2 protein-coding genes are annotated in these 1,324 nt (G+C 50.4%); both read right to left on the bottom strand.

Translation table 11 applies throughout. The annotated features are described in order from the left end of the window. On the bottom strand, positions 1-209 hold a 209-nt coding region (locus tag ACRC27_RS05165), incomplete at its 3' end, for a DUF3302 domain-containing protein (RefSeq protein ID WP_438639344.1). Between the two features lie 185 nt (positions 210-394). Continuing rightward, the coding region (locus ACRC27_RS05160; RefSeq protein ID WP_438639343.1) for an alkyl sulfatase dimerization domain-containing protein at positions 395-1,324 on the bottom strand (930 nt) is incomplete at its 5' end.

Genomic DNA, 1,324 nt, shown 5'->3' with positions numbered 1-1,324 from the left:
CGGTACAAGGTGGCCCAAATCCATAAGAACGGCCATAAAACGTGCAGAGTGAACAGGCTGACCCAGCCCGCAACATGGATGGCATCTTGGTGTGGATGGTTACGTTTTTGCGCGATGTGGTAAGGAATATCGTGAATGACGATCACCCCGTAAAAAATGGTGAGCACCACAAAAACCAGGATTCCCAAAGCAAAATAATTGAGGAACACGGTCGGCTCCTTAATGGATCGTTATGGTTAGTTATCCGCATCACCACAGGTTTAGGTGGCGGAAAAGGAGCCGCCACTCTAGAGAAACCCGGTACGGTGATCATTAGTGCTGGCAATAAACCTCAATTAAGCCGGCGTTTAAGATGGCGGCCGTTAGGCCGCCACGGTTTGTTTTTTAACGCCGGTTATGGGGTGACGATATTGAACCAGAACGGGAAGTTATCCAGCAGGCCCATGAAGTCCACCACACTTTGTTTGTTACCAGTGAGTTTGATATTGCCGTTATCTAGCTGACTGGCCAGCGTGACCTCACCGAGTTGAACTGAATCCAGTGCCGGTTTGGCCAGACTCAAGGTGACATCGGCATTAGGGTCTTGTCGGCCATGATGATAATTGAGCACTCCGTTTTCTACGGTCAGCACGTATTGCTGTTTAAGATCGGTGAAATCAAGGTTGATCACGATTTTCTTGCCCGCGGCTTTCGGGCCGTTGAGGCGTACAGAGAGATAATCGAACAACATTTCAGGGGTCATGGCGCGAATGGTATCAGGGCTGGCGGTTTGTACTCCGCCGGCGGAAGGAACACCGTTACGCAATTCATACGCACCTTGCAAATACGCGCTGCGCCATGGGCCGGATTCAGCTTGGTAACCCAGCTGCTCCAGCGCATCAGCATTTAACTCTTTGGCGGCTTGATTATTCGGATCGGCAAACACCACTTTGTTGGTGACTTCTGCCACCCAGCGGTAATCTCCCTGTTTAAAATCGTCTTTAGCTTTGGCCAGTACCGCATCGGCACCGCCCATATATTCCACCCATTTTTTGGCCGCTGCCTCAGGAGGCAGTGGATTGAGGTTTGATGGGTTGGCGTCATACCAGCCCATGTATTTTTGATAGACCGCTTTAGCATTGTGTTTCACTGTGCCGTAATAACCACGTACATACCACAGGGAGTTGAGTTCCGGTGGTAGCTCAATCTGCTCGGCAATTTCCTGTGAGGTATAGCCGTGGTTGAGGAGACGAACTGATTGATCGTGAATGTATTTATAGGTGTCGCGGGTTTTCTTCATGTAGTCATTGGCGTAGGCATTACCCCAACGTGGCCAGTGGTGCGA

This window comes from Plesiomonas sp. (genome assembly GCF_051650925.1).
Taxonomy (GTDB): Bacteria; Pseudomonadota; Gammaproteobacteria; order Enterobacterales; family CAMTGL01; genus Plesiomonas.
Note: the sequence above shows the minus strand (reverse complement) of the source record. Positions and strands in the feature narration are given on the sequence as shown.